This is a genomic window from Streptomyces caelestis (assembly GCF_014205255.1).
Classification (GTDB): domain Bacteria; phylum Actinomycetota; class Actinomycetes; order Streptomycetales; family Streptomycetaceae; genus Streptomyces; species Streptomyces caelestis.
Map to the genome: position 1 here is coordinate 1,937,937 of NZ_JACHNE010000001.1, position 25,891 is coordinate 1,963,827.

Genomic DNA, 25,891 nt, shown 5'->3' on the forward strand with positions numbered 1-25,891 from the left:
CGGTCCCCCGAGACGCAAGGTTCGCGCCACCCACGCGACACCCACTGTTCGCTGTCCGCCAGGCGGACCTCACGGGCGGTACGACCTGCCTGCCGGATACGGTGGAAGTACCATGAGCGCTTCGCAGACCTCGTCCTCCGACGTCCCCACCCTCCTTGTCAAGATCTTCGGCAAGGACAGCCCGGGCATCACGGCCGGCCTCTTCGACACCCTCGCCGCCTACTCCGTCGACGTCGTCGACATCGAGCAGGTCGTCACCCGTGGCCGGATGGTGCTGTGCGCGCTCGTGACCGAGCCGCCCCCGGGGCTCGAGGGTGATCTGCGGGCGACCGTCCACAGCTGGGCCGAGTCGATGAAGATGCAGGCGGAGATCATCTCCGGCCTCGGCGACAACCGGCCGCGCGGGCTGGGCCGCTCCCTGGTCACCGTGCTCGGGCACCCGCTCACCGCCGAGGCGACGGCTGCGATCGCCGCGCGGATCACGAAGACCGGCGGCAACATCGACCGTATCTTCCGGCTCGCCAAGTATCCCGTGACGGCCGTCGAGTTCGCCGTTTCCGGTGTGGAGACCGAGCCGCTGCGCACCGCCCTGGCGCCCGACGCGGCGAAGCTCGGCATCGACGTGGCGGTCGTCGCCGCCGGTCTGTACCGGCGCGCGCAGCGCCTGGTCGTCATGGACGTCGACTCGACGCTCATCCAGGACGAGGTCATCGAACTGTTCGCCGCGCACGCCGGCTGCGAGGACCAGGTCGCCGAGGTGACGGCGGCCGCGATGCGCGGTGAGCTGGACTTCGAGCAGTCCCTGCACGCGCGCGTGGCGCTGCTGGCGGGGCTCGACGCCTCGGTCGTGGACAAGGTGCGCAGCGAGGTGCGGCTGACGCCGGGCGCCCGCACCCTGATCCGTACGCTGAAGCGGCTCGGCTACCAAGTCGGCGTCGTCTCCGGCGGTTTCACCCAGGTCACCGACGATCTGAAGGAGCGGCTCGGGCTGGACTTCGCCCAGGCCAACACGCTGGAGATCGTCGACGGGAAGCTGACGGGCAAGGTCACGGGCGAGATCGTCGACCGTGCCGGCAAGGCCCGGCTGCTGCGCCGGTTCGCCGCCGAGGCGGGTGTGCCGCTGTCGCAGACCGTGGCGATCGGTGACGGCGCCAACGACCTCGACATGCTGAACGCGGCCGGTCTGGGCGTCGCCTTCAACGCCAAGCCGGTGGTGCGCCAGGCCGCGCACACCGCGGTGAACTTCCCCTTCCTGGACACCGTGCTGTACCTGCTGGGCATCACGCGCGAAGAGGTCGAGGCGGCGGACACCCACAACACGGTCTGAACCGGCGACACGAGCCTGAACCGGCGACACGGTCTGAAGCAGCCTGGGGGGCCCGGCACCGCACGGATGCCGGGCCCCCGGTCGCCGGGTCGGTCACTCGGTCGGTGCCCAGTAGTCCAGCAGCGTGGCCACGCCCGGCTCCAGGCTCTTCCACGAGCCGGTGAAGGACAGGACGGCGAAGGCGGCGGCCGGGAAGCCGCGGCGGGTCATCCGGTCGCGGGCGTCGCCCTCGGCCGTGCCCGCCAGGATGTCGGCGAGGCCCTGGATGCCCGGGTTGTGGCCGATCATGAGGATGTTCTGCGCGTCGTCGGGGGTCTCGTTGAGCACAGCGATCAGTTCGCCCGGCGAGGCCTCGTAGAGCCGCTCCTCGTAGACGGTTTTCGGTCGCTGCGGGAACTCCTGGACAGCGAGCTTCCAGGTCTCCCGGGTCCGGACCGCGGTGGAGCACAGGGCCAGGTCGAAGGGGATGCCGGTGTCGGCCAGCCTGCGCCCGGCCTCCGCCGCTTCTTTTCGGCCCCGGTCGGCGAGCGGACGCTCATGATCGCTCACCTGTGGCCAGTCGGCTTTCGCATGGCGGAAGAGGACAATCCTGCGGGGTTCTGCGACGCTCATAAGATCCAGCTTCGCACGAAACAGGCCATGGGGCGCAGGGAGTTGACCACGGGATTCGGCCGTGCTCAGCGAGTTGTCAGCTGCTGGACCCGTTCCAAGAGGTGGGTGATCACCGGGTCACCGGTGGCCGCCTGGGCGTCGGACGGGTTCAGGATCAGCACGAGCAGCGCGACGAAGGCGAGCGTGGGCAGGGCGAGGGCCCACCAGGGCAGCCGGCCGTCGGCGCCGACCCGGGTCGCCGGGTGGGGTCGGGTGTGCGTAGGAGCCGGCATGGGTGCCCTCCGCTCTTCGAATGGTCCGTGGCCCGCGTCTCGCGGTCACACGTCGAAGTTACGGAATCAGCGGCCGCCACCCCATCCGGTGATCCACCCACTTGACCCTGACCCTCGCCCCCTAGGGGACAGGGGGGTTAGCCCCACCATGGGCCGGGCGGGGGCCGGTCGTCATGGGCCGGGCTGGGGCCGGTCATGGCGAGGCGATGGTCGCGATGATGCCGATGATGATGAAGATCGCGAAGAAGGCGCCGAAGACGAGCAGCATCTTCTTCTGACCGTGCTGGGGATTCGGGTCGAGCACTGGCATGGGGCAAGTCTCGCACCTGTCCCGGGCGCCTGACGCCCGGGGGTGACCCGAAGACCCCGAGGCGGGGCTCAGCGGGCCGCCTCGTCCTCCACCGTGCGGTCCCGGCCCGCCAGGAATCCGACCGCCATCTGCGGGATCATCAGGGCGCTCATCAGCGCGATCGGCAGTCCCCAGCCGCCGCTGTGCTGATAGAGGACACCCACCAGGAGCGGCCCCGGGATGGAGATCAGGTAGCCGGTGCTCTGCGCGAACGCCGAGAGCTGGGCCACGCCCGGGCCGGTCCTGGCCCGCATGCCGACCATGGTCAGGGCGAGCGGGAAGGCGCAGTTGGAGACGCCGAGCAGCAGGGCCCAGGCCAAGGCGCCGGCGGCCGGGGCGAGGTACAGCCCGGCGTAGCCGGCGAGGCCGCAGACGCCCAGGGCGAGCACGATCGGGCCCTGGTGCGGCAGCCGCGTGGCCAGGCGCGGTATGACGAAGGCCAGGGGCACGCCCATCACCATGGTGACCGCGAGCAGGAGCCCCGCGGTGCCCGCGGGCACACCGGCGTCCCGGAAGATCTGCGCCATCCAGCCCATGGTGATGTAGGCGGCGGTGGCCTGGAGCCCGAAAAAGACGGCCAGGGCCCAGGCGGTACGGCTCCGCGTGATCCGCAGCTGCGGGGCCTCCTCGGGGGCGGATCCGGTGGCAGCCGACCCCGGCGCCTCCCTGTCCCCCGCCGGCCGGTCGCCGTCGTCGGCCTCCGGGCCTACGGCCGCCTTCTCCAGCCCGGTCTCCGGGCCCCCGGCCGCCTTCTCCAGCCCGGCCTCCAGATCCATGGCCCGCTCCCCCACCGCGGGATGCGTGCCCCGGCTCTGCTCCCCCGGCCTAGGCGCCACCACACGGGCCCGCTCCCCCTGCCCAGCCGCGCCCCCGGCCCGTCCCCCCGGCCCGGACGCCCCTGCCCCCGTCGCGCGCCCCCGTACGAACGGCAGCCACGGCAGGACCGCCGCCCCGGCCAGGCCGGCCCACAGCGCCAGGCCCGAGTGCCAGCTGCCGCCCAGGGCGTCGGTCAGGGGCACCGTGACCTCGGCGGCGAGGGCCGTGCCCAGGGCGAGCGCCATGGAGTACAGGCCGGTCATGGAGCCGACGCGGTCGGGGAACCAGTGCTTGACGATGACCGGCATCAGGACGTTGCTGACCGCGATGCCCATGAGGGCGAGGGCGCTGCCGGCCAGGAAGCCGGCCGCGCCGCCGGTGTACGGCCGGATCGCCAGGCCGGTGGCGATGGCGGCCATGCCGGCGCACATCACGGCGCCGGATCCGAAGCGGCGGGCGAGCCGCGGGGCCATGACGCCGAAGACGGCGAAGCACAGCGGCGGCACGGAGGTGAGCAGCCCGGCCACGCTGCCGCTCATGCCGAGCCCGTCGCGGACCTCCTCCAAGAGGGCGCCGAGACTGGTGATGGCGGGTCGGAGGTTCAGCGCGGACAGCACGATGCCGAGGACGAGCAACCGCGTCGTCCACGCGCGCGTGGACGTACCGCCGGGTTCCCGGGGCTCGTGCGCGGCCGAGCTGCGTACGGTCGGGGGCGTCATCGTCCGGGTTTCCTCGCTAGCCATGGCGCCCATCATAGAATCATGGGATGATTGACAGTCCACTCCTTCTCCTCCCCGGCTGCCCTGGGGCACCCCGGTCGTGCGAAGGTGTGCCATGCCCCTGAGCCACCCCCGACGTTCGGCGCTCTCCGAGCAGGTCATCGCGGCCCTGCGGGCCCAGATCACCTCCGGCGAGTGGCCGGTCGGCTCCCGCATCCCGACCGAACCCGAACTGGTCGAGCAGCTGGGTGTCGCCCGCAACACGGTCCGCGAGGCCGTCCGCGCGCTCGCGCACAACGGCCTGCTGGACATCCGCCAGGGCTCCGGCACGTATGTCGTGGCGACGAGTGAGCTGGCGGGGGTGATGCAGCGGCGGTTCGCCGGTGCCGACCCCCGGCACATCGCCGAGCTGCGTTCCACGCTGGAGTCGTCCGCCGCCAGGCTGGCCGCGGAGCGGCGCACGGAGAAGGACCTCAAGCAGCTGGACGCGCTGCTGCGGCGGCGTGAGCAGGCCTGGGAGTCGGGTGACGCGGAGGCGTTCGTGACGGCGGACGCGACCTTCCACCTGGCCGTGGTGGCCGCCTCACACAACGACGTGATGACCGCCATGTACGCGGACCTGGGCGAGGTGCTGCGGGACTGGCTGCGCGAGGACGTCGGCGAGGAGCTGACGCCGGAGACGTACATGGAGCACGCACGGCTGCTCGACGCGATCCGCGCGGGCGACGCGGCGCAGGCGGCGCAGGAGGCCGCCCGCTACCCGTTCCTGTGCCGCCTGGGCGGGCTCAGCTCGCCCGCCGGTGACTGATCCACGCCTCGCCGACTTCCTTCCAGCAGCGTCCCGTCAGCCGCACGGTCTGCGCGGGCCCGGCCTCCACCGGGGAACTGTCGGTGTCGATGTCCCACCAGCGGGCGCACTCGACGTGCAGGCTCACCCGGTCGACCGCCGGGTAGGGGTTGTGGCAGTACGCGGTCACGTGGGAGCCGGTGACGCGGATCCGGCACGCGGCGCCGAACGGCTCCGCCGACTCCTGCTCGGCTGCGGGCACGCGCGCGTGGGGCACCGCCTCGTACGCCAGGGTGATCAGGAGAGCGACAGCGGCCAGGGACAGTGAGGCCGTTCGGCGGGACAAGCGCACAAGGGGACCTCCTCGGCCGTGCTGGGGAGGGGATCGCGTGGTGAACGCGTACTCCAGAGTGCCCAGTTGTGGCCCGCCGCGCCCGGCCGGATGAGCCGAACGGGTGACGCCCCGCCCCCGCGTGGTGCGGGAGACGGGGCGTCGACGGCGATCGGGAGATCAGGCTCCGATGGCGTGCAGACCGCCGTCCACGTGGATGATCTCGCCCGTGGTCTTCGGGAACCAGTCGCTCAGCAGCGCGACGACACCCTTGCCTGCCGGCTCGGGGTCCTTGAGGTCCCACTCCAGCGGGGCGCGGGTGTCCCAGACGGAGGCCAGCTCGCCGAAGCCCGGGATGGACTTGGCGGCCATGGAGCCGAGCGGGCCGGCCGAGATCAGGTTGCAGCGGATGTTCTGCTTGCCCAGGTCACGAGCCATGTAGCGGCTGGTGGCCTCCAGGGCGGCCTTGGCCGGGCCCATCCAGTCGTACTGCGGCCAGGCGAACTGCGCGTCGAAGGTCAGACCGACGACCGAGCCGCCGTTCTGCATCAGCGGCAGACAGGCCATGGTCAGCGACTTCAGGGAGTACGCCGAGACGTGCATGGCTGTGGCGACCGACTCGAACGGCGTGTTCAGGAAGTTGCCGCCGAGGGCGTCCTGCGGGGCGAAGCCGATGGAGTGCACGACACCGTCGAGGCCGCCGAGCTCCTCGCCGACGACGTCGGCCAGGCGCCCGAGGTGCTCGTCGTTGGTCACGTCGAGCTCGATGACCTTGACGGGCTTGGGGAGCTTCTTGGCGATGCGCTCGGTCAGCGTGGGCCGCGGGAACGCCGTGAGGATGACCTCGGCGCCCTGCTCCTGAGCCAGCTTGGCGGCGTGGAAGGCGATGGAGGCCTCCGTCAGCACACCGGTGATCAGGACGCGCTTGCCCTCGAGAATTCCGCTCATGGTGATCAGTGACCCATTCCCAGTCCGCCGTCAACGGGAATGACGGCTCCAGTGATGTACGAGGCGTCGTCCGAGGCGAGGAACCGCACCGCCGCGGCGATCTCCTCCGGCTGCGCGTACCGGCCGAGCGGCACCTGCGACACGATGCCGGCGCGCTGCTCGTCGGTGAGCACCTTGGTCATGTCGGTGTCGACGAAGCCGGGCGCGACGACGTTGAAGGTGATGTTGCGCGAGCCCAGCTCCCGGGCGAGGGACCGCGCGAAGCCGACCAGGCCGGCCTTGGAGGCGGCGTAGTTCGCCTGCCCCGCGGAGCCGAGGAGCCCGACGACCGACGAGATGAGGACGACGCGGCCCTTCTTGGCGCGCAGCATGCCGCGGTTGGCGCGCTTGACGACGCGGAAGGTGCCGGTGAGGTTGGTGTCGACGACCGAGGTGAAGTCCTCCTCGGACATGCGCATCAGGAGCTGGTCCTTGGTGATGCCGGCGTTGGCGACGAGGACCTCGACGGGGCCGTGGGCCTCCTCGATCTCCTTGTAGGCCTGCTCCACCTGCTCGGCGTCGGTGATGTCGCACTTGACGGCCAGGCAGCCCAATTCCGTCAGGGCCGCCGGCGGCTCACCCGAGCGGTACGTGATGGCGACCTTGTCGCCGGCATCGGCGAAAGCGCGGGCGATGGCGAGGCCGATGCCCCGGTTGCCTCCGGTGACGAGAACCGAGCGGCTCAACGGATCACCCTTTCGATAGCGGTCTGAATACTCCGCCCGAGCGCCTGGACGACAGGCGGCGATGACAGGCGGCTTCCTCGAAAACCTATCGGTCCGGACACGCCCGCGGACAATCGAGCACCGACAGTGGCGTACGGGACTCACTGTCGGGTCCCTACAGAAAGCTACGCACCCGGGTCGGGAAACTCATGGCCCCCGCGCGGGATGAGACGACATGATCAGACCAGTCAACGACGTACGGCAACCACGGTCACCTCGACAGAAAGAGACGGCGGTGCCTCATACCATCGACGAGGCCTTCACGGCCCTCCCCCTACGCGCCCTCGCCGACGCGGCCCTCGCACGCGCGCGTGCGCTGGGCGCCGAGCACGCGGACTTCCGGTTCGAGCGGGTGCGAGGCGCCTCCTGGCGGTTCCGGGACGCCAAGCCCGCCGGGTCCTCGGACACCACCGACCTCGGGTACGCGGTGCGCGTCGTGCACGGGGGTACGTGGGGTTTCGCGTCCGGTGTCGACCTCAGCATGGACGCCGCCGCCAAGGTCGCCGGGCAGGCGGTGGCCATGGCCAAGCTGTCCGCGCAGGTGATCAAGGCGGCCGGGTCGGACGAGCGGGTGGAGCTGGCCGACGAGCCGGTGCACGCCGAGAAGTCGTGGGTCTCGTCGTACGAGATCGATCCGTTCACGGTGCCCGACGAGGAGAAGGCCGGGCTGATCGCGGAGTGGAGCGCGCGGCTGCTGGCGGCCGACGGGGTCGACCACGTGGACGCCTCGCTGCTCACCGTCCACGAGAACAAGTTCTACGCCGACACCGCCGGGACCATCACCACGCAGCAGCGGGTGCGGCTGCACCCGGTGTTCAACGCGGTGTCGGTGGACGAGTCGAGCGGCGAGTTCGACTCGATGCGCACCCTCGCGCCGCCCGTGGGACGCGGCTGGGAGTACCTGCGGGGCACCGGCTGGGACTGGGAGGGCGAGCTGGAGCAGATCCCCGAACTCCTCGCCGAGAAGATGCGCGCGCCGAGCGTCGAGGCGGGCCTGTACGACCTGGTCGTCGACCCGTCCAACCTGTGGCTGACCATCCACGAGTCCATCGGGCACGCCACCGAGCTGGACCGGGCGCTCGGCTACGAGGCGGCCTACGCCGGCACCTCGTTCGCCACGTTCGACCAGCTGAACAAGCTGCGCTACGGCTCGGAGCTGATGAACGTCACCGGCGACCGCACCGCCGAGCACGGCCTCGCCACCGTCGGGTACGACGACGAGGGCGTCGCGGCGCAGTCCTGGGACCTGGTGAAGGACGGCACGCTCGTCGGCTACCAGCTCGACCGGCGGATCGCGAAGCTGACCGGCTTCGAGCGGTCCAACGGATGCGCCTACGCCGACTCCCCCGGGCACGTGCCGGTGCAGCGCATGGCCAACGTGTCGTTGCGGCCGGACCCGGCCGGGATGTCCACCGAGGATCTGATCGGGGGCGTGGAGCGGGGCATCTACGTCGTAGGCGACCGGTCCTGGTCGATCGACATGCAGCGGTACAACTTCCAGTTCACGGGTCAGCGCTTCTACCGGATCGAGAACGGGCGGCTGGCCGGGCAGCTGCGGGACGTGGCCTACCAGGCGACGACGACCGACTTCTGGGGCTCGATGGCCGCCGTCGGCGGTCCGCAGACCTACGTCCTGGGCGGCGCCTTCAACTGCGGCAAGGCCCAGCCGGGCCAGGTCGCGGCCGTGTCGCACGGCTGCCCGTCGGCCCTCTTCAAGGGCGTCAACATCCTCAACACGACCCAGGAGGCCGGTCGATGAACGTCAGCTGCGGGATCGGCTGGGGGTCCGGGGGTTATCCCCCGGGAAAGCACAGTTTCAACACGACCCAGGAGGCCGGTCGATGAGCGCGCGCACCAGCAAGCCGCACGAGGTCGTCGAGCGCGCCCTCGAACTGTCCCGGGCGGACGCCTGTGTCGTCATCGCCGACGAGCGGTCCACCGCCAACCTGCGCTGGGCGGGCAACGCCCTGACCACGAACGGCGTCACGCGCGGGCGCACCCTCACCGTGATCGCCACCGTCGGCGGCAAGGAGGGCACGGCCTCGGGGGTCGTGTCACGGTCCGCCGTGACGGCCGACGAGCTGGAGCCCCTGGTGCGGGCCGCCGAGGCCGCAGCGCGCGGCGCCGGGCCCGCCGAGGACGCGCAGCCGCTCGTCACGGGTGTGGCGCAGGCACCGGAGTTCACGGAGGCGCCCGCCGAGACCTCCTCCGCGGTGTTCGCCGACTTCGCTCCGGCGCTCGGCGAGGCCTTCGCACGCGCGCGTGCGGGCGGCCGTGAGCTGTACGGCTTCGCCAACCACGAACTGGTGTCGACGTACATGGGGACGTCCACGGGGCTGCGGCTGCGGCACGACCAGCCGAACGGGACGCTGGAACTGAACGCCAAGTCGCCGGACCGGACCCGGTCCGCCTGGGCCGGCCGCTCCACGCGGGACTTCAAGGACGTCGACCCGGCGGCGCTGGACGCGGAGCTGGCCGTGCGCCTCGGGTGGGCGGAGCGGCGCGTGGAGCTGCCCGCGGGCCGGTACGAGACGCTGCTGCCGCCGACGGCCGTCGCGGACCTGCTGATCTACCAGATGTGGTCGGCGTCGGGCCGGGACGCGGTGGAGGGCCGCACGGTGTTCTCCAAGCCGGGCGGCGGTACACGGGTCGGCGAGAAGCTGACCGACCTGCCGCTGACGCTGCGCAGCGACCCGAACGAGCCCGGCCTGGAGTCGGCGCCCTTCGTGATCGCGCACTCCTCCGGGGGCGACCAGTCGGTGTTCGACAACGGGCTGCCGCTCGCGCCCACCGAGTGGATGAGCCGGGGCGAGCTGCGGCACCTGACGACCAGCCGCCACAGCGCGGGCCTGACCGGGCTGCCCGTGGCGCCGGGCATCGACAACATCATCCTGGACGGGGGCGAGGACCGCTCCCTGGACGAGATGGTCGCGAGCACCGAACGCGGGCTGCTGCTGACCTGCCTGTGGTACATCCGGGAGGTCGATCCGGCGACGCTGCTGCTCACCGGTCTGACCCGGGACGGCGTCTACCTGGTCGAGAACGGCGAGGTCACCGGCGAGGTAAACAACTTCCGGTTCAACGAGTCGCCGGTGGGGCTGCTGGGGCGGGCCACGGAGGCCGGGCGGACCGAGAAGACGCTGCCCAGGGAGTGGAGCGACTGGTTCACCAGGGCGGCGATGCCGGCACTGCGGGTCCCGGATTTCAATATGAGCTCTGTCAGTCAGGGCGTATAACCTCGTAGTCGGCTGTCACCCGACTGCCCGAAGATCATCGAGGAGACACGAGAACCGTGACGGACATCGTCGACGAGCTGAAGTGGCGCGGGCTGTTCGCCCTGTCCACTGACGAGGACGCTTTGCGCAAGGCGCTCGCGGACGGTCCCGTCACGTTCTATTGCGGCTTCGACCCGACGGCGCCGTCCCTGCACGTGGGGCACCTGGTGCAGGTGCTCACCGTGCGCCGGCTCCAGCAGGCCGGTCACCGGCCGCTGGCGCTGGTCGGCGGTGCCACGGGCCTGATCGGCGACCCGCGCCCGACAGCGGAGCGCACGCTGAACGACCCGGAGACGGTCGCCGGCTGGGTCGGCAAGCTGCGCTCCCAGATCGAGCCGTTCCTGTCCTTCGAGGGCGAGAACGCGGCCGTCATGGTCAACAACCTCGACTGGACGGAGAACCTCTCCGCGATCGAGTTCCTGCGGGACATCGGCAAGCACTTCCGCGTCAACAAGATGCTGACCAAGGACTCCGTCGCCCGGCGCCTGGAGTCCTCCGAGGGCATCAGCTACACGGAGTTCAGCTACCAGATCCTCCAGGGCATGGACTTCCTCCAGCTGTACCGGAGGTACGGCTGCACGCTCCAGCAGGGCGGCAGCGACCAGTGGGGCAACCTCACCGCGGGTCTGGACCTGATCCACCGGCTGGAGCCGGACGCCGCGGTGCACGCGATGGCAACGCCGCTGATGACCAAGGCGGACGGCACCAAGTTCGGCAAGACCGAGGGCGGCGCCGTCTGGCTCGACCCGGAGATGACGACGCCGTACGCGTTCTACCAGTTCTGGCTGAACGTGGACGACCGGGACATCTCCAAGTACATGCGCATCCTCTCCTTCCGCTCCCGCGCGGAGCTGGAGGAGCTGGAGAAGCAGACCGAGGAGCGTCCGCAGGCCCGGGCCGCGCAGCGGGCGCTGGCCGAGGAGCTGACGACGCTGGTGCACGGCGCCGACCAGACGGCCGCCGTGATCGCCGCGTCCAAGGCCCTCTTCGGGCAGGGCGAGCTGGCGGAGCTCGACGAGCGGACGCTGGCCGCGGCCCTGTCGGAGGTACCGCACATCCAGGTCGCCGAGCTCGGTCCGGTCGTCGACCTGTTCGCCGAGGTCGGCCTGGTGGCCAGCAAGTCGGCCGCGCGCCGCACGGTCAAGGAGGGCGGCGCCTACGTGAACAACGTCAAGGTCGTCGGCGAGGACGCGGTCCCCGCCAAGGAGGACCTGCTGCACGGCCGCTGGCTGGTGCTGCGCCGGGGCAAGAAGAACCTGGCGGCGGTGGAGGTCACCGGCACCTGAGGGTGCGAGCGAGGGGGCGGTCCGCGGTGACGGAGCCCGCCCCTTGCGCGGTGGTGCCCGTTATGCCCTTCGTCTGTTTCCCCGGACCGCCGTGTACGCCATGTCGCCGATGGCGACGAGGACGACCGCGGCCGCCAGCTGGAACACGTGCCGCCACCAGTCGATGCCCGCGGTGGCGTCCACACCCGCCGCCCGAGCTATGGCGTTGCCTCCGATGGCGCCGAGCATGCCCAGAATGACGGTCAGCCACAGGGGGACGTGCTGCTTGCCCGGAATGATCGCCTTGGCGAGCAGACCGAGTACCAGTCCCACGATGATCGCCCACAACCACCCCATCGCTGCCTCCTCGTACGGCTTGACGTGAGCACTACGCCCAGTGTCGGCCCAGGTGCCCTACGCCGCATGCCGGGGGCGGCCATACGCGGCACGGACCAGTCCGTTCGCCCGGACCGGACCGGCCCCGGTCTCGTAGCCGACGCAGGCGCGGCGTAACGTGGAAGCTGTCCCGGCCAGGCTCCCCGACCGGCCGAGGACGGCTACGGGGCGGGGAGATCCGATACGGGCGGATGGTGGAATGCGATGCGGAAGCAGCATGGCGACGGACATGCCCAGGTGTTCCGGATCACCGGCGCCCGGGCCGGACTCCAGGAAGACGTCCGCGGGCGGCAGCGCCGGTACGTGATCTCGATGACGGTCCGCACGATCTCCGTGATCCTCGCGGCCACCCTGTGGAACGTCGAACGGCACGTCGCCGTCGTGGCGTTGGTGCTCGGGCTGGTGCTGCCGTACATCGCGGTGGTGATCGCGAACGCCGGGCGGGAGAACGCGCCATCGCTGCCGTCGACGTTCGTCGTGCCGCCGGTGCGGCCGATGATCGCGCCGTCGGGGACGCAGGACGGCCCCGCGGAACCCATGGCGGAAGACGCCGTGTCCGGGACGGTACCGGGGGCACGGACCGAGTCGCCGGAGCGGTAGGGCGCTCGCGGGCGCTCACAAACGGAAGTCATCTCCCCGCCAAGCTCAAGAAAAGCTCAGATCAATCATGCTGTTCAGGTGCCGGGCCCGGGGTTACCCGTGACATACTTCGTACGCGCTCCGCATCCCCCGTCGGAGCGACGGACCGACGCCGGGCAGCTCCCCCCGTGGCTGCTCGGCGTCGCCTTTTCTGTGTGCAGTGGTGAGACGAAGCTGTGAGTGACGAGACGCCCATCTGTTCCGCGAAGGGCTGCCGCGCGGCTGCCGTGTGGGTGCTGGCGTGGAACAACCCGAAGATCCATACGCCGGAGCGGCGCAAGACGTGGCTGGCCTGTGAGGAGCATCGCGAGCATCTGTCGCAGTTCCTCGGGGTGCGGGGGTTCTTGAAGGACGTGGTCCCGCTGAAGGAATGGGAGTCCTCGCAGACCCCCTAGCCGCCGATCGCCGACATGGGCCGGTCCGGCTGGACGAACGTCGGGTCGTCCAGGCCCGCTCCCGCCTTCTTGCCCCACATGGCCAGGCGCCAGATGCGGGCGATCTCCTCGTCGGGGGCGCCCGAGCGCAGGGCGGCGCGCAGGTCGGTCTCCTCGCGGGCGAACAGGCACGTGCGTACCTGTCCGTCGGCGGTGAGGCGGGTGCGGTCGCAGGCCGCGCAGAAGGGGCGGGTGACGGAGGCGATCACGCCGACGACATGGGGGCCGCCGTCGACCAGCCAGCGCTCCGCCGGTGCCGAGCCGCGTGCCTCGTCGCCCTCGGCGGTCAGCTCGAAGCGGGCGCGCAGGGACGTCAGGATGTCCCCGGCGGTGATCATGCCGTCGCGCTTCCAGCCGTGCTGGGCGTCCAGGGGCATCTGCTCGATGAAGCGCAGCTCGTAGTCGTGCTCCACGGCCCAGGCGAGGAGGTCGGGGGCCTCGTCGTCGTTGAGCCCCGGCATCAGGACCGAGTTGACCTTGACCGGGGTCAGGCCAGCGTCGCGCGCGGCGTGCAGGCCCTCGATGACGTCCTTGTGGCGGTCACGGCGGGTGAGGGTCTTGAAGACGTCCGGGCGGAGCGTGTCGAGGGAGACGTTGACCCGGTCCAGGCCTGCCGCCTTCAGGGCGGCCGCCGTGCGCTTGAGGCCGATGCCGTTGGTCGTGAGGGACATCTGGGGGCGCGGTTCGAGGGCCGCGACGCGCTCGACGATGCCGACCAGGCCGGGGCGCAGCAGGGGCTCGCCGCCGGTGAAGCGGACCTCCTCGACGCCGAGGGACGTGACCGCGATGTCGATCAGGCGGACGATCTCGTCGTCCGTGAGCAGGTCCGGCTTGGCCAGCCACTGCAGGCCCTCCTCGGGCATGCAGTACGTACACCGCAGGTTGCACCGGTCGGTCAGCGAGACCCTCAGGTCGGTGGCCCTTCGGCCATAGGTGTCGATGAGCACGTGGGCCCCCTCCCTCGACGCGGATCGTGCGGCGCTCTCTCCGGCACCTGCGAGCCTACGTGACACCACTGACATCCCACAGACCCGATCCCACGACGTGGAACGCGGCCGCGCCGCAGGGACCTGGAGGTTCCTACGGCGCGGCCGCGTCAGGGGGTTCGTGCTCAGTGGGCGCCGGTGCCGGTCAGGGACCGGACCTCCAGCTCGGCGTACTTCTTGACGTCCGGCTCTTCCTTGGACAGGACCGTGCCGAGCCAGCCCATGAGGAAGCCGAACGGGATGGAGATGATGCCCGGGTTCTTCAGCGGGAACCAGGCGAAGTCGACCTCGGGGAACATCGCCTTGGGGTCGCCGGAGACGACGGGCGAGAACAGCACCAGGCCGACGGCGACGATCAGACCGCCGTAGATCGACCACAGGGCGCCCTGGGTGGTGAACCGCTTCCAGAACAGGCTGTAGAGGATCGTCGGCAGGTTGGCGGAGGCCGCGACCGCGAAGGCGAGCGCCACCAGGCCGGCCACGTTCAGGTCGCGGGCGAGGGCGCCCAGGCCGATGGAGACGACGCCGATGAAGACGGTCGCCCAGCGGGCCGCGCGGACCTCCTCGGCGCCGGACGCCTGCCCCTTGCGGATGACGTTGGCGTAGATGTCGTGCGCGAAGGAGGACGACGAGGCGAGGGTGAGGCCGGCGACGACGGCGAGGATCGTCGCGAAGGCCACCGCCGAGATGGTGGCGAGCAGGATCGCGCCCCAGGTCGAGTCCACGCCGCCGAGGTGCAGCGCGAGCAGGGGGGCCGCCGTGTTGCCGGACGGGTTGGACGCGATGATCTCTTCCTGCGAGATGAGCGCGGCGGCGCCGAAGCCGAGCGCGATCGTCATCAGGTAGAAGCCGCCGATGATGCCGATCGCCCAGTTCACGGACTTACGGGCGGCCTTGGCGTCGGGCACCGTGTAGAAGCGGATCAGGATGTGCGGCAGGCCGGCGGTGCCGAGCACCAGGGCGATGCCGAGGGAGACGAAGTCCAGCTTGGAGGTGCCGGTCGCGCCGTACTGGAGGCCGGGCTCCAGGAAGGCGGCGCCCTTGCCGCTGTTCTCGGCGGCCGTGCCGAGCAGGTCGGAGATGTTGAAGTTGAACTTCAGCAGCACCAGGAAGGTGATCAGGAGGGTGCCGCCGATCAGCAGCACGGCCTTGACCATCTGAACCCAGGTGGTGCCCTTCATGCCGCCGATGGAGACGTAGACGATCATCAGGAGGCCGACGAGGGCCACGATGAGGATCTTGCCGGCGTCGGAGGTGATGCCGAGCAGCAGCGAGACGAGGACGCCCGCGCCTGCCATCTGGGCGAGCAGGTAGAAGATCGACACGACGATCGTGGAGGTGCCGGCGGCGGTGCGGACCGGGCGCTGGCGCATGCGGTACGCGAGGACGTCGCCCATGGTGTAGCGGCCGGAGTTGCGCAGCGGCTCGGCCACCAGGAGAAGCGCGACCAGCCAGGCGACCAGGAAGCCGATGGAGTAGAGGAAGCCGTCGTAGCCGAAGATGGCGATCGCGCCCGCGATGCCGAGGAACGACGCGGCCGACATGTAGTCGCCGGAGACGGCGAGGCCGTTCTGGAAGGCGCTGAACTGGCGTCCGCCCGCGTAGAAGTCGGCGGCGTCCTTGGTCTGGCGGCCCGCCCAGATGGTGATGCCGAGTGTGGCCAGGACGAACAGCGCGAACAGGGTGATGATCAGCGGGCGGTGCTCGCTGGCCTCGTTCGCGGCGAGAAGGGTCTGCTGTGCGGGGCTCATGCGCCGCCCTCCATCCGGGACTTGATGGCCTCGGCCTTGGGGTCGAGATTCGCGGCGGCGTGCTTCGAGTACCACCAGGCGATGAGGAACGTGGTGACGAACTGGGCGACGCCGAAGACGAGGGCGACGTTGATGTTGCCGAACAGCTTGGTGCCCATGAAGCCGCCCGCGTAGTTCGACAGCAGGACGTACAGCAGGTACCAGGCGATGAAGGCGACGGTCAGCGGGAAGGCGAAGGAGCGGTAGGAGCGGCGCAGTTCACCGAACTCCGCGCTCTCCTGCACCTCGGTGAACTCCTCGGGTGAGGGGAGTTTGTGTTGCTCTTTCGAGGGGGGCGGTGCGTCGGTGGCCACGGAGCGTCTCCTCGCGATGACGGAAGCGGTTTTGAACAGGGACGGAGGCGAGTGTCCTCGCGCTCCTTGTCCAACGTCACGGCGGCACGCGAGAACCGGTTCAACCGCGCGGCGTTCTTTCCGAAGTCGTTTCGGCAAAACGTTGCTGGCCAGCGAGAGCGCGGGATAGCTTCACCCTGACCACCTCGTCATGTACCTGCCCGAGCACCACCTGTGCCTCGGGCCGGTTTCGTTTCCGGAGGATGTGGAAACCCCATGTCTCATCTGCGTTCCAGACGCCGGCTCGCCCTCGCCGTCCCCGTCGTGCTGTCCCTCACGGCCTCGCTGGGCTTCCTGCCCGCCGCCGCGTCGGCGGCCCCGCGCGCCGAGTCGGCCGCGCAGACGGCGGACGCGCCGAAGCTGGCGTACGTCGTCAACACCAAGGTGGACCGTCGCACGATCGCGTCGGTGAAGAAGGCGATCGGCGCGGCCGGCGGCTCGATCGTGGCCACGTACGAGCGGATCGGCGTGATCGTCGTCCACTCCTCGAACCCCGACTTCGCCAAGACCGTCCGCACGGTGCGCGGGGTCCAGTCGGCGGGCGCGACGCGGACGGCGCCGCTGACCGCCGCGGGGACCAAGGAGGAGGGCGCGGCCGAGTACCTGACGGCCGCCCAGGCCAAGCGCACCGAGGCCGCCTCGGCGCAGACGCCCGAGAGCGAGCCCCTCGAGGCCGACCAGTGGGATCTGCGCGCGATCGGCGCCGACCAGGCCGCGAAGATCAATCCGGGCAGTCGCAAGGTGACGGTCGCCGTGATCGACACCGGCGTGGACGACACCCACCCCGACATCGCCCCGAACTTCTCCGCGTCGCAGTCCGCCAACTGCGCCGGCGGCAAGCCCGACACCAGCCAGGGCGCCTGGCGGCCGTACACCCCGGAGGACTACCACGGCACGCACGTGGCCGGTGAGATCGCCGCCGCGCGCAACGGAATCGGCGTGGCGGGCGTCGCGCCTGGTGTGAAGGTCTCCAGCATCAACGTGACCGACCGGGCGAACGGTCTCTTCTACCCGGAGAACGTGGTCTGCGCCTTCGTGTTCGCCGCCGACCACGGCGTCGAGATCACGAACAACAGCTACTACGTCGATCCGTGGCTGTACAACTGCATGGACGATCCGGACCAGCGAGCCATCGTCGACGCGGTCAACAGGGCGCAGCTGTACGCACAGAAGAAGGGCACGCTCAACGTCGCCTCGGCGGGCAACTCCAACCACGACCTGGACGCGGACGCGATCCTCGACGACTCCAGCCCGAACGACACCACGCCCGTCGAGCGCACGATCGACCCGCACGAGTGCTTCGACGTGCCGACTCAGCTGCCGGGTGTCGTCACCGTCAGCGCGACCGGCGTCAACAGCGTCAAGTCGTACTACTCGACGTACGGCGAGGGCGTCGTCGACGTCGCGGCGCCGGGCGGCGACCGTCGCTACCAGATACCCGACACGCCCTCGAAGGACGGCCGCATCCTGTCCACCATGCCGAACGGCGGGTGGGGCTTCCTCCAGGGCACGTCGATGGCCGCCCCGCACGCCTCCGGTGTGGCCGCGCTGCTGAAGTCCAAGCACCCGGGGGCGTCCCCGGCCCAGCTCCAGGCACTGCTGAAGGCGCAGGCCGACCGGACCGCCTGCCCCGAGTCGTACGACCAGGACGGTGACGGCACGCAGGACGCGGTGTGCGAGGGCGGCAAGCGCGTCAATGGCTTCTACGGGTACGGCATCGTCAACGCGCTGCGCGCGGTCAAGTGACGCGCGCTTCCCAGACCTCCCGCACAGTCCGCCCGTACCGCGAACGAACTGGAGACACCATGACAGCGCCGCACGCGCGCTACCGCCGCGCCGTCGCGATCCCGGCCGGGATGGCCATGGCCACGGCCCTCGCGTTCCTGCCGAACACCTCCGCCACGGCCGCCGACGAGGCGCCCGCGGCGGTCTCGGCCGACGCGACCTCGCTCAGCTACGTCGTCAACGTCAAGCCGGGCCACGGCACTTCGGCGTACGTGAAGAAGGCCGTCGGTAAGGCCGGCGGCACGATCGTGACGTCGTACGACCAGATCGGCGTCATCGTCGTCCACTCCTCGAACCCCGACTTCGCCAAGACGATCCGCACGGTGCGCGGCGTGCAGTCGGCCGGTGCCACCCGTACGGCGCCGTTGCCGACGGCGGTGACGGCCGACCTGGGCGCGCCGAAGGTGCTGAGCGCGGCCGAGGTCGCCAGGGCCGAGGCTCCCGCCGGACAGGACCCGCTGGAGCCCCAGCAGTGGGACCTGCCCGCCATCAAGGCGGACAAGGCGCACGAGAAGTCGCTGGGCAGCGAGAAGGTCACGGTCGCCGTGATCGACACCGGCGTCGACGACACCCACCCCGACATCGCGCCCAACTTCGACCGCAAGGCGTCGGTCAACTGCGTGTCGGGCAAGCCGGACACGTCCGACGGGGCCTGGCGGCCGGGCGCGGCGGAGAGCCCGCACGGGACGCACGTGGCCGGTGAGATCGCCGCCGCGAAGAACGGCGTCGGCATGACCGGTGTCGCGCCCGGGGTGAAGGTCTCCGGCATCAAGGTGTCCAACCCGGACGGCTTCTTCTACACGGAGGCCGTCGTGTGCGGCTTCGTGTGGGCGGCCGAGCACGGCGTCGACGTGACGAACAACAGCTATTACACCGACCCCTGGTACTTCAACTGCAAGAACGACCCGGACCAGAAGGCGCTGCTGGACGCCGTCACCCGGGCCTCGCGGTACGCGGAGAAGAAGGGCGCGGTCAACGTCGCCGCGGCCGGCAACGAGAACTACGACCTCGCGGCCGACGAGATCACCGACCCGTCGTCCCCGAACGACTCCACGCCGGGCGACCGGGTCGTCGACCCCTCGAAGTGCCTCGACATCCCGACCCAGCTGCCGGGCGTCGTCACGGTCGCCTCGACGGGTGCCAAGGGCATCAAGTCGTCCTTCTCCAACTACGGTCTCCGCGTCGCCGACATAGCCGCCCCGGGCGGTGACTCGACCGCTTACCAGAAGCCGGAGGCCCCGGCCACGAGCGGCCTCATCCTCGGCACGCTGCCGGGCGGCAAGTGGGGCTACATGGCCGGTACGTCGATGGCCTCCCCGCACGTCGCGGGCGTCGCCGCCCTCATCAAGTCGACGCACCCGTACGCCTCTCCGGCCCTGGTGAAGGCGCTCCTGTACGCGCAGGCCGACGCCACGCCGTGCACGGACCCGTACGACATCGACGCCGACGGCAAGATCGACGCGGTGTGCGAGGGCTCGAAGAACCTCAACGGCTTCTACGGGTGGGGCATCGCGGACGCGCTGGACGCGGTGACCAAGTAGAGCTCGTGCGGGGGTAGTCCGGGCCGGGCGGGGGCATCCGCCCGGCCCGCTGCGTTCCTGCGGCAGTTCTCCTGGACTTGCCCAGCCATGTGAAGGCTGGTGAAGATCTCGGGGTGACCTTGACAAGACCCGTCGCCGTCCTGGTGCTGGTGGCGCTGGCCGCGCTGGTGCCGTTGCTCGGCTCGTCCACCGCGCTGCACGGCACCGGGGAGGCCGCCGCGCCCGGCGTCGGAGGCACAGCGCTGCTGCGTACGGTGCTGTTCGCGGCCCTGTGCGTACCGATCGGCGAGCTGTTCGTGAACCGGCTGGCACGGCGCGTGCCGGGCGCGGAGAGGGCCGTCGGCCACCCGGTCGGGCCCCGCAGCTGGTCCTCGTTCGCGGCGGCCGCCGGATGCGTCGCCGCTCTCGGGCTCGCCTCGGTCGTGGCCACGGGCAATCTCGTCCCCGACGGCCTGTCGGACATCGACGTCGGCGGGCTCTACGCGTCCCGGGACGGCAAGCTCGCCCTGCTGGAGGTCAACGCGTTCCTCGTGGCGGGGCTGTGCGCCGTGTCGCGCCGGCCGGCCACGCAGCTGTGGCCCCTGGCCGCCGTGGTCGTCGCCGAGGCCCTGCGCGCGCACCCCGCGACCGAGCACACCCCGCTGACCGGCTCCGGGCTGACGCTCGTCCACCTGACCTGTGCGGCGCTGTGGGTGGGCGGTCTGCTGCACGCGCTGCGCACCCTGCGGCTGTGGCACGGCCGGTACGGCACAGAGGCGGGCGCGGCCCTGCTGGGGCTCTACGCGCGCGTGGCGGCCGTTCTGCTCGCCGCCATCACCGCGACGGGCGTGTGGAGTTCACTGCGCCGGATGCCGCCGGAGACGGTCCTGGAGCAGCTGACGGCGACGGCGTACGGGCGTGCCCTGCTCGCCAAGGTGCTCCTCGTGGCCGCCGTCGCCGCCCTCGCCCTGTGGGCACAGCAGCGGCTGCGCAGGGCGGCCGACCCGCTGACCGCCTGTGCGCCGGCGCGGGCGGAGGTGGTCGTGCTGGGTCTGGTGGTCGCCGTGTCCGGGCTGCTGACGGCCCTTCCGCTCCCCATCCGCTGGTGACGCTCCCGATCCGCTGGTGCCGTTCCCGATCCGCTGGTGAGCCTCAGCCCGCGCGCATCTCCCCGTACGTCACGGCCGGTGCCCTGCGCGCGTTGAGCGCTCCGAGCGTGCCGCCGGCCAGGAGGGCCTGTGCGGCGCTGTACGTGAGCATGATCCAGAAATCCGGCCCGGGCGGCTGCGGCCGGCCGGCGACGCCGGTCGCGATGAGCGTGTCGGAGAACAGGAAGAGCGCACCGCCGAGTCCGGTGAAGAGGCCGAGCCGGATGGCGGCCCGGTACGCCATGGCCGTGAGCAGCAGGCTGTACCCGGTGACGGGCAGGCACAGGTCCGCGGGCAGGTCCGGCCACAGCAGCGCGACGGTCGTGACGAGGGCGGTGGCGTAGCCCAGGGCGAGCAGGCCCGCACGCGCGCGTGGGACCGCGTACCGGCTGCCGTACCTCTCGAAGAGGACGAGGTAGCAGACGTGTCCCGCCGCGAAGCAGCCCATGCCGGCGAGGAAGGCCGCCTCGGCGTCGGACAGCAGCAGCACGTCACCGCCCCAGCCGAACAGCAGGGCGGCCACGAGCGGCCGGGGTGCCCGGCGCAGGACGGCCCAGAGGGCCAGGAGCGGCATCAGCAGCGGCTTGGCGACGGCGTGCCCGGCGTCGGAGCCGGCCGCGAGGGAGACGAGGTCGACGGCGACGGCGAGACCGAAGGCGCCGAGGACGAGTCGGGAGTGGCTCACGCCGACGTGCTCTCTCCGACGGGCGACGAGGCCGTGGCCGGAGCCTCGGTCGTCCTGGCGGTGAGCGCCGGTGCCACGGCCGGCGCGGGCCCCCACCCCGGCCCCCGGAACACGCGCCCCGCGCGCTCGCGCCAGTCGCGCGCTGCCTTCAGGTCCTTCGCGATGGCCACGTACTCGTGCGTCGCCACCTTCAGCGGGTTGTAGGTGTCGATGTTCTTGGTCAGTCCGTACACGGGCCGTACGGTCTCGGCGACGAAGGACCCGAACAGCCGGTCCCAGACGATGAGGATGCCGCCGAAGTTGCGGTCCAGGTAACCGCCCTGGGAGGCGTGGTGGACACGGTGGTGCGAAGGGGTGTTGAAGACGAACTCGAACCACCGGGGCATCCTGTCGATCCGCTCGGTGTGGATCCAGAACTGGTAGACGAGGTTCGCGGAGGAGCAGAACGCGAGCGCGGCCGGGTGCACTCCGGCGGCGACGAGGGGCACGTAGAACGGCCACACCGTCAGGGACGTCCAGGGCTGACGCAGCGCGGTGGTGAAGTTGAACTTCCGGCTGGAGTGGTGGACGACGTGGCAGGCCCACAGGATGCGGACGACGTGGTGGCCGCGGTGGGACCAGTAGTAGAAGAAGTCCTGCGCGAGCAGCATCAGCGGGACGGTCCACCACAGGACGGGCACGCGCAGGGGCGTGAGTTCGTAGAGGGCCGTGTAGACGGCGACGATCGGGATCTTCCAGAGGAAGTCGAAGGCGAGGCTGCCGAGGCCCATGCCAATGCTCGTGGCGGCGTCCTTCGCCTCGTAGCCCGCAGCGTCCTCGTCGGGGTGGAGACGGCAGCTCACCATCTCGACCACGGTGAGCAGCACGAAGGCGGGTATCGACCACAGCACGACATCGGGCAGGTTCGGCATGCCTGAACCGTAGGACCGCGATCCTGCCCGGACCAGACGTTGTTACCCACAAGTATTACCGACGGTACGCGCTTGCTTCTTGGCGATGTCCGCCAATCCGGTCCTGGCGATGCCCGCCAATCCGGCGAGGCCGCCCGGCCGGCCGGCTGAGGGTCGTTCAGACGTACGCCTCACGAAAGGACAGACCGGACAAGACGCCTGAGGGACCATCGGAAGGGCGGAGCGTGCGCACCTGACGGACGGCGCTGTCAGTCGTGGCCCGTATCCTCAGGAACCATGCTGGAAGACCTGACGACCGCGGCGTTCTCTCCCACGTCGTGGCCGGCCGCGTATCCCCAGGGGTACGCGGTCGTTGACGTGGAGACCACGGGCCTGGCCCGGGACGACCGCATCATCTCCGCGGCCGTCTACCGGCTGGACGCGCGCGGCGAGGTCGAGGACCACTGGTACACGACGGTCAACCCCGAGCGCGACCCCGGCCCTGTGTGGATCCACGGACTGACGAGCGAGGCGCTCGAGGGCGCGCCCCTCTTCCCGGACATCGCCGAGGAGTTCACGGCCCGGCTTCAGGGCCGGGTGCTCGTCGCGCACAACGCCGTCTTCGACTGGCAGATGATCGCCCGGGAGTACGCGCGCGCGAAGTGCGAGGCGCCGGTACGGCAGCGGCTGTGCACCATCGCGCTCTCCAAGGAGCTCGGGCTTCCGCTGCCCAACCACAAGCTGGAGTCGCTCGCCGCGCACTTCGGCGTCGTCCAGCGGCGGGCACACCACGCGCTGGACGACGCGCGCGTGCTGGCGGAGGCGTTCCGGCCCAGCCTCAGGGCCGCGGCGGCGAACGGCGTACGGCTGCCGCTGCACGAGTGCCGGCCGCTGACGGAGTGGTCGGACCGCCCTGCGACGCCCCGCATCGGGCAGCAGGCGGGCCACGGCGGTTACCGCGGGGGCAGTTGGCGGCCCTCCCGCAAGCGCCCCGCCTGCCCCTACCCCAACCCCGGGCGCTACGAGGCGGGCGGGCGGCTCAAGCAGGGCATGCGGGTCGCCTTCTCCGGTGACACCTCCATCGAGCGGGACCTGCTGGAGGACCGGGCCACCGAGGCCGGGCTGCACGTGGCCACGAGCCTGTCCCGGCTGACCAGCCTGCTCGTCACGAACGACCCGGAATCGGGCACGTCCAAGGTGGTCAAGGCGCGGCAGTTCGGTACGCCGATCGTGGACGAGGCGGCGTTCGGGCAACTCCTCGCGGACGTGGAGCCGGCATCGGAGGAGTGACCGTACGCGGAGCGGTACCGGAGGGACGACCGTACGGACGGGTGATTGGCGGGCGACTCGCCCGGTGGCCGCTCGCCCGGGCCGGGACGACGGCTCACCCTGTGGCGCATGGCGACCTGTGAGGTATGTGGCAATCAGTACGGAATGACCTTCGAGGTGCATGCGCAGGGGGCGGTGCACGTCTTCGACTGCTTCGCCTGCGCGATCCACCGCATGGCCCCGATCTGCGAGCACTGCCGGGTACAGATCATCGGCCAGGGCGTCGAGGTCGACGGCCACTGGTACTGCGGTGCCCACTGCGCCCGCGCGGAGGGAAAGGCAGGAATTGTCGACAAGGTCTGAACGCGTACCCGGCTGAATACACCCCACGACCGAGTTGTACGGTCGTGGGGTGTACCGCTTCCTGATGTCCCGGCAGTGGGTGATCCTCACATTGATCGCCCTGCTTCTCATCCCCACGATGATCAGGCTGGGCATGTGGCAGATGCATCGCTACGATGAGCGCACCGCACGGAACCAGCTGGTCACCGACGCGCTGGCGGCCGAGCCGGTGCCCGTGGAGAAGCTCACCGCGCCCGGGCACACCGTCACCAGCAACGAGCGGTACCGGACCGTGACCGCGAAGGGCCGCTTCGACACGGAGGACGAGGTCGTCGTCCGCCGCCGCACCAACTCCGACGACGAGGTCGGCTACCACGTCCTGACCCCGTTCGTCCTCGACGACGGCAGGGTCCTGCTGGTCAACCGGGGCTGGATCCCCTCGGATGGCCCGAGCCAGACCGCCTTCCCGAAGGTCCCCGCACCGCCGAGCGGCCAGGTGACCATCGAGGGGCGGCTGATGCCTGACGAGACGACCGCGGCCAGCGGCATCAAGAACCTCAAGGGCCTGCCGGACCGGCAGATCATGCTGATCAACAGCGACCAGGAAGCCCGGCGCCTGGACGCGCGGGTGCTCGGCGGCTACATCGCGCAGACGGCGCCCGAGCCCAAGGGCGACACTCCCGAGCTGCTCGGCGCCCCCGGCAAGGAGGACGCCGCGCTGAACTACGCGTACGCCGTCCAGTGGTGGCTGTTCGCCGCCGCCGTCCCGGTCGGCTGGGTGGTCCTGGCCCGCCGCGAGGCCCGGGACCGGGCGCAGGCGGCGGCCGCCACGACGGCGCAGGACAGGGAGTCGCAGCCGGCCACGGCGTGACGCCGTCGGTCCCGCTCTTGGCTGTTGTCAGCCGGCCGCGCCGTCCCGCCAGTAGAGGAAGGCCCGTTCCGGCTCGGGCAGCAGGTCCCACGGATGGCGTGTCATGTGGCGGCCGACGCGCCGCAGGACGAGTGCGGCCTCGGCCGGGCGGTGGGCGCGGGTCAGGGCGAAGGCGAGCAGGTTGAGGTCGGTCATCGCTTCGGCGTGGGGCGCGACGGCGGTGTGGAACCAGCCGGACAGGGCCCGGTCGAGCTCCTCGGCCGCCCGGAGCTCGTTCCAGTGACCGTTCGCACCGATGGCGGCGAGGCCCGTCAGGCCCTGGCGGTGGGCGCCCAGCTCCACGCGGGCCGCCACCGGCAGCACGGCGAGCGGCGAGCCGTGCGGGGCCTGGACCGCGCTCTGCCAGGCGAAGTCCAGCATGTCGGAGAGCGTGCCGTGGCCGCGCGGCGACAGATAGCCCAGCATCTGGTGGTAGGCGCCACGGTGCCACGGTGCGCAGTGGACGGCCTCGGTCCACACGGGCACGGCGTCACGGACCGGTACGGCACAGGCGCGCATCAGCGAGAACAGGGCCAGCCAGGGCGTCGGATCCCCGGGGCAGGCGTCAGCGGCCCGCAGACACGCCTGTTCGGCACGGCGTACGGCGGCAGGGTCGCCGACCGGGACCCGGGCCACCGCGGCGCAGGCGGACAGCAGCAGGGCGTCGCCGTGGCCGGGCCGGTCGGCCACCCAGCGCTCGGGGATCGCGGCCGGCATGTTCCGGGCGAGGACCGACACCCGGTGTGCTCTGCGGTCCCAGTCCCGTCCTGTGGCGCGCAGCAGCCGGGCGGCGGGCTCCCAGACGGGACGGCTGCTGCCCGCGCCGAGCCCGTGCAGTTGGAGGGCCGGACGCAGTTCGGCGAGGGTCGCGTGCAGGAGGTCGTCGTCGAGTTCGGGGCGGATCAGCAGGGAAGGGCGGCGTCTGAGCATCTCGGTCTCGGCGAAGGTGGAGCGGAGCAGGACGAGGTGGGCCGCGCGACGGGCGTGCCGTCAGGGCTGGGGAGGGGCACGCCCGCCGCGCGGCCGGGGAACCACGCGACGGATGCCGTCGCACGGCCCGGGAACCGCGCGGCGAATGCCGCCGCACGGGGTCAGCAGCAGCGGCCGGGCGCCTCGCACTCGCGCTGCGCGGTGCGCATCCGCTGGTACTCGCGTCGGGTCGGCACCGGCGCGTGCGGGTGGTGGCGCCGGCGCCGCTCGCAATAGCGGTCGTACTCCGTCTCGCCGGTCAGCTCGCGCGCGTACCAGAGCACGGCGTCCAGCATCTTCCGCATGGTGC

General features: G+C 71.1%; 28 protein-coding genes. 13 read left to right on the forward strand and 15 right to left on the reverse strand.

The window, feature by feature from the left end; genetic code table 11:
* Window positions 1-112: 112 nt before the first annotated feature.
* Window positions 113-1,327, forward strand: a complete 1,215-nt coding sequence (gene serB, locus HDA41_RS08735; protein WP_184982254.1) for a phosphoserine phosphatase SerB — start codon at window positions 113-115, stop codon at window positions 1,325-1,327.
* Window positions 1,328-1,420: 93 nt separating this feature from the next.
* On the opposite strand, the gene HDA41_RS08740 is transcribed toward serB, so the two are convergent.
* From HDA41_RS08740 to HDA41_RS08750, 4 genes are all read right to left on the reverse strand, one after another.
* On the reverse strand, window positions 1,421-1,939 hold the full coding sequence (locus HDA41_RS08740; RefSeq protein WP_184982256.1) for a SixA phosphatase family protein: 519 nt from the start codon (window positions 1,937-1,939) through the stop codon (window positions 1,421-1,423).
* Between the two features lie 65 nt (window positions 1,940-2,004).
* Complete coding sequence (locus HDA41_RS08745; RefSeq protein ID WP_184982258.1) at window positions 2,005-2,211, reverse strand: hypothetical protein; 207 nt, start codon at window positions 2,209-2,211, stop codon at window positions 2,005-2,007.
* A 193-nt stretch (window positions 2,212-2,404) separates the two neighbouring features.
* Window positions 2,405-2,521, reverse strand: a complete 117-nt coding sequence (locus HDA41_RS41115; protein WP_260423322.1) for an SGM_5486 family transporter-associated protein — start codon at window positions 2,519-2,521, stop codon at window positions 2,405-2,407.
* Between the two features lie 68 nt (window positions 2,522-2,589).
* Window positions 2,590-4,119, reverse strand: a complete 1,530-nt coding sequence (locus HDA41_RS08750) for an MFS transporter (RefSeq protein WP_230299576.1) — start codon at window positions 4,117-4,119, stop codon at window positions 2,590-2,592.
* Between the two features lie 91 nt (window positions 4,120-4,210).
* Between HDA41_RS08750 and HDA41_RS08755 the strand changes: the two genes are divergently transcribed.
* Window positions 4,211-4,903, forward strand: coding sequence for a FadR/GntR family transcriptional regulator (locus HDA41_RS08755; protein WP_184982260.1), 693 nt, complete (start codon window positions 4,211-4,213; stop codon window positions 4,901-4,903).
* On the opposite strand, the gene HDA41_RS08760 is transcribed toward HDA41_RS08755, so the two are convergent.
* The 3 genes from HDA41_RS08760 to fabG all read right to left on the reverse strand — a co-directional run bounded on the left by HDA41_RS08760 (window position 4,881) and on the right by fabG (window position 6,886).
* Entirely contained in the window at window positions 4,881-5,234 is a 354-nt protein-coding gene (locus HDA41_RS08760) for a hypothetical protein (RefSeq protein ID WP_184982262.1), read from the reverse strand. The two genes, HDA41_RS08755 and HDA41_RS08760, sit on opposite strands and share 23 nt — an antisense overlap.
* 159 nt (window positions 5,235-5,393) lie before the next feature.
* On the reverse strand, window positions 5,394-6,161 hold the full coding sequence (fabI, locus tag HDA41_RS08765; protein WP_184982264.1) for an enoyl-ACP reductase FabI: 768 nt from the start codon (window positions 6,159-6,161) through the stop codon (window positions 5,394-5,396).
* A gap of 5 nt (window positions 6,162-6,166) precedes the next feature.
* Window positions 6,167-6,886 (reverse strand): 3-oxoacyl-[acyl-carrier-protein] reductase, encoded by a 720-nt coding sequence (fabG, locus tag HDA41_RS08770; RefSeq protein WP_184982266.1) that lies wholly within the window; start codon window positions 6,884-6,886, stop codon window positions 6,167-6,169.
* 274 nt (window positions 6,887-7,160) lie between these two features.
* Here fabG and HDA41_RS08775 point away from each other — a divergent pair, with 274 nt between their 5' ends.
* The 3 genes from HDA41_RS08775 (at window position 7,161) to tyrS (ending at window position 11,486) form a co-directional block, all read left to right on the forward strand.
* Complete coding sequence (locus tag HDA41_RS08775) at window positions 7,161-8,684, forward strand: TldD/PmbA family protein (protein WP_184982267.1); 1,524 nt, start codon at window positions 7,161-7,163, stop codon at window positions 8,682-8,684.
* Between the two features lie 82 nt (window positions 8,685-8,766).
* A complete protein-coding gene (locus HDA41_RS08780; RefSeq protein WP_184982268.1) occupies window positions 8,767-10,161 on the forward strand; it encodes a metallopeptidase TldD-related protein in 1,395 nt (464 codons plus the stop codon).
* Between the two features lie 56 nt (window positions 10,162-10,217).
* Window positions 10,218-11,486 carry a tyrosine--tRNA ligase gene (gene tyrS / locus HDA41_RS08785; RefSeq protein WP_184982269.1) on the forward strand — a complete coding sequence of 423 codons (1,269 nt, stop codon included), beginning with the start codon at window positions 10,218-10,220 and terminating at the stop codon, window positions 11,484-11,486.
* Window positions 11,487-11,546: 60 nt separating this feature from the next.
* On the opposite strand, the gene HDA41_RS08790 is transcribed toward tyrS, so the two are convergent.
* Window positions 11,547-11,822, reverse strand: coding sequence for a GlsB/YeaQ/YmgE family stress response membrane protein (locus HDA41_RS08790; RefSeq protein ID WP_059420786.1), 276 nt, complete (start codon window positions 11,820-11,822; stop codon window positions 11,547-11,549).
* 243 nt (window positions 11,823-12,065) lie between these two features.
* Here HDA41_RS08790 and HDA41_RS08795 point away from each other — a divergent pair, with 243 nt between their 5' ends.
* Window positions 12,066-12,461, forward strand: a complete 396-nt coding sequence (locus HDA41_RS08795) for a DUF3099 domain-containing protein (RefSeq protein WP_184982270.1) — start codon at window positions 12,066-12,068, stop codon at window positions 12,459-12,461.
* Between the two features lie 215 nt (window positions 12,462-12,676).
* On the forward strand, window positions 12,677-12,895 hold the full coding sequence (locus HDA41_RS08800) for a hypothetical protein (RefSeq protein ID WP_184982271.1): 219 nt from the start codon (window positions 12,677-12,679) through the stop codon (window positions 12,893-12,895).
* On the opposite strand, the gene moaA is transcribed toward HDA41_RS08800, so the two are convergent.
* From moaA to HDA41_RS08815, 3 genes are all read right to left on the reverse strand, one after another.
* Window positions 12,892-13,881, reverse strand: coding sequence for a GTP 3',8-cyclase MoaA (gene moaA / locus HDA41_RS08805; RefSeq protein ID WP_230299575.1), 990 nt, complete (start codon window positions 13,879-13,881; stop codon window positions 12,892-12,894). The genes HDA41_RS08800 and moaA overlap by 4 nt on opposite strands.
* Window positions 13,882-14,045: 164 nt before the next feature.
* Complete coding sequence (locus HDA41_RS08810; RefSeq protein ID WP_184982273.1) at window positions 14,046-15,671, reverse strand: monocarboxylic acid transporter; 1,626 nt, start codon at window positions 15,669-15,671, stop codon at window positions 14,046-14,048.
* The gene (locus tag HDA41_RS08815; RefSeq protein ID WP_086600586.1) at window positions 15,668-16,024 is read right to left on the reverse strand and encodes a DUF485 domain-containing protein; all 357 of its coding nucleotides are present in this window, start codon (window positions 16,022-16,024) and stop codon (window positions 15,668-15,670) included. The genes HDA41_RS08810 and HDA41_RS08815 overlap by 4 nt, the downstream gene beginning before the upstream one ends.
* Window positions 16,025-16,279: 255 nt before the next feature.
* On the opposite strand from HDA41_RS08815, the gene HDA41_RS08820 reads away from it, so the two are divergent.
* The 3 genes from HDA41_RS08820 (at window position 16,280) to HDA41_RS08830 (ending at window position 20,477) form a co-directional block, all read left to right on the forward strand.
* Complete coding sequence (locus HDA41_RS08820) at window positions 16,280-17,809, forward strand: S8 family peptidase (protein ID WP_184982275.1); 1,530 nt, start codon at window positions 16,280-16,282, stop codon at window positions 17,807-17,809.
* A 59-nt stretch (window positions 17,810-17,868) separates the two neighbouring features.
* Entirely contained in the window at window positions 17,869-19,389 is a 1,521-nt protein-coding gene (locus tag HDA41_RS08825) for a S8 family peptidase (protein WP_184982277.1), read from the forward strand.
* A gap of 71 nt (window positions 19,390-19,460) precedes the next feature.
* Complete coding sequence (locus tag HDA41_RS08830; protein WP_376706854.1) at window positions 19,461-20,477, forward strand: CopD family protein; 1,017 nt, start codon at window positions 19,461-19,463, stop codon at window positions 20,475-20,477.
* Between the two features lie 43 nt (window positions 20,478-20,520).
* Here the strand turns inward: HDA41_RS08830 and HDA41_RS08835 are convergent, their stop codons facing one another.
* Together HDA41_RS08835 and HDA41_RS08840 are read right to left on the reverse strand one after the other, a co-directional pair.
* Window positions 20,521-21,201: a lysoplasmalogenase gene (locus HDA41_RS08835; RefSeq protein ID WP_184982280.1), complete on the reverse strand. Its 681-nt coding sequence runs from the start codon at window positions 21,199-21,201 to the stop codon at window positions 20,521-20,523.
* Window positions 21,198-22,112: a sterol desaturase family protein gene (locus HDA41_RS08840; RefSeq protein WP_184982282.1), complete on the reverse strand. Its 915-nt coding sequence runs from the start codon at window positions 22,110-22,112 to the stop codon at window positions 21,198-21,200. Before HDA41_RS08840 ends, HDA41_RS08835 begins: the two co-directional genes overlap by 4 nt.
* A 276-nt stretch (window positions 22,113-22,388) precedes the next feature.
* Between HDA41_RS08840 and HDA41_RS08845 the strand changes: the two genes are divergently transcribed.
* From HDA41_RS08845 to HDA41_RS08855, 3 genes are all read left to right on the forward strand, one after another.
* The gene (locus tag HDA41_RS08845) at window positions 22,389-23,381 is read left to right on the forward strand and encodes a DEDDh family exonuclease (RefSeq protein WP_184982284.1); all 993 of its coding nucleotides are present in this window, start codon (window positions 22,389-22,391) and stop codon (window positions 23,379-23,381) included.
* Window positions 23,382-23,489: 108 nt separating this feature from the next.
* Window positions 23,490-23,723, forward strand: a complete 234-nt coding sequence (locus tag HDA41_RS08850; RefSeq protein WP_184982286.1) for a metallothionein — start codon at window positions 23,490-23,492, stop codon at window positions 23,721-23,723.
* Window positions 23,724-23,772: 49 nt separating this feature from the next.
* Window positions 23,773-24,573, forward strand: a complete 801-nt coding sequence (locus HDA41_RS08855) for an SURF1 family cytochrome oxidase biogenesis protein (RefSeq protein WP_184982287.1) — start codon at window positions 23,773-23,775, stop codon at window positions 24,571-24,573.
* Window positions 24,574-24,600: 27 nt separating this feature from the next.
* Here the strand turns inward: HDA41_RS08855 and HDA41_RS08860 are convergent, their stop codons facing one another.
* Both HDA41_RS08860 and HDA41_RS08865 read right to left on the reverse strand, forming a co-directional pair.
* On the reverse strand, window positions 24,601-25,542 hold the full coding sequence (locus tag HDA41_RS08860; protein ID WP_184982288.1) for a hypothetical protein: 942 nt from the start codon (window positions 25,540-25,542) through the stop codon (window positions 24,601-24,603).
* 161 nt (window positions 25,543-25,703) lie between these two features.
* A complete protein-coding gene (locus tag HDA41_RS08865) occupies window positions 25,704-25,886 on the reverse strand; it encodes a YbdD/YjiX family protein (RefSeq protein WP_184993265.1) in 183 nt (60 codons plus the stop codon).
* Window positions 25,887-25,891 lie beyond the last annotated feature (5 nt).

What these genes read in the sequence shown, in the direction of transcription:
- serB (WP_184982254.1), top strand. Translation starts at nt 113, where the DNA reads ATGAGCGCTTCGCAGACCTCGTCCTCCGACGTCCCCACCCTCCTTGTC.
- HDA41_RS08740 (WP_184982256.1), bottom strand. Translation starts at nt 1,939, where the DNA reads ATGAGCGTCGCAGAACCCCGCAGGATTGTCCTCTTCCGCCATGCGAAA.
- HDA41_RS08745 (WP_184982258.1), bottom strand. Translation starts at nt 2,211, where the DNA reads ATGCCGGCTCCTACGCACACCCGACCCCACCCGGCGACCCGGGTCGGC.
- HDA41_RS41115 (WP_260423322.1), bottom strand. Translation starts at nt 2,521, where the DNA reads ATGCCAGTGCTCGACCCGAATCCCCAGCACGGTCAGAAGAAGATGCTG.
- HDA41_RS08750 (WP_230299576.1), bottom strand. Translation starts at nt 4,119, where the DNA reads ATGGCTAGCGAGGAAACCCGGACGATGACGCCCCCGACCGTACGCAGC.
- HDA41_RS08755 (WP_184982260.1), top strand. Translation starts at nt 4,211, where the DNA reads ATGCCCCTGAGCCACCCCCGACGTTCGGCGCTCTCCGAGCAGGTCATC.
- fabI (WP_184982264.1), bottom strand. Translation starts at nt 6,161, where the DNA reads ATGAGCGGAATTCTCGAGGGCAAGCGCGTCCTGATCACCGGTGTGCTG.
- HDA41_RS08780 (WP_184982268.1), top strand. Translation starts at nt 8,767, where the DNA reads ATGAGCGCGCGCACCAGCAAGCCGCACGAGGTCGTCGAGCGCGCCCTC.
- HDA41_RS08790 (WP_059420786.1), bottom strand. Translation starts at nt 11,822, where the DNA reads ATGGGGTGGTTGTGGGCGATCATCGTGGGACTGGTACTCGGTCTGCTC.
- HDA41_RS08795 (WP_184982270.1), top strand. Translation starts at nt 12,066, where the DNA reads ATGCGGAAGCAGCATGGCGACGGACATGCCCAGGTGTTCCGGATCACC.
- HDA41_RS08810 (WP_184982273.1), bottom strand. Translation starts at nt 15,671, where the DNA reads ATGAGCCCCGCACAGCAGACCCTTCTCGCCGCGAACGAGGCCAGCGAG.
- HDA41_RS08820 (WP_184982275.1), top strand. Translation starts at nt 16,280, where the DNA reads ATGTCTCATCTGCGTTCCAGACGCCGGCTCGCCCTCGCCGTCCCCGTC.
- HDA41_RS08825 (WP_184982277.1), top strand. Translation starts at nt 17,869, where the DNA reads ATGACAGCGCCGCACGCGCGCTACCGCCGCGCCGTCGCGATCCCGGCC.
- HDA41_RS08840 (WP_184982282.1), bottom strand. Translation starts at nt 22,112, where the DNA reads ATGCCGAACCTGCCCGATGTCGTGCTGTGGTCGATACCCGCCTTCGTG.
- HDA41_RS08845 (WP_184982284.1), top strand. Translation starts at nt 22,389, where the DNA reads ATGCTGGAAGACCTGACGACCGCGGCGTTCTCTCCCACGTCGTGGCCG.
- HDA41_RS08850 (WP_184982286.1), top strand. Translation starts at nt 23,490, where the DNA reads ATGGCGACCTGTGAGGTATGTGGCAATCAGTACGGAATGACCTTCGAG.
- HDA41_RS08860 (WP_184982288.1), bottom strand. Translation starts at nt 25,542, where the DNA reads ATGCTCAGACGCCGCCCTTCCCTGCTGATCCGCCCCGAACTCGACGAC.
- HDA41_RS08865 (WP_184993265.1), bottom strand. Translation starts at nt 25,886, where the DNA reads ATGCGGAAGATGCTGGACGCCGTGCTCTGGTACGCGCGCGAGCTGACC.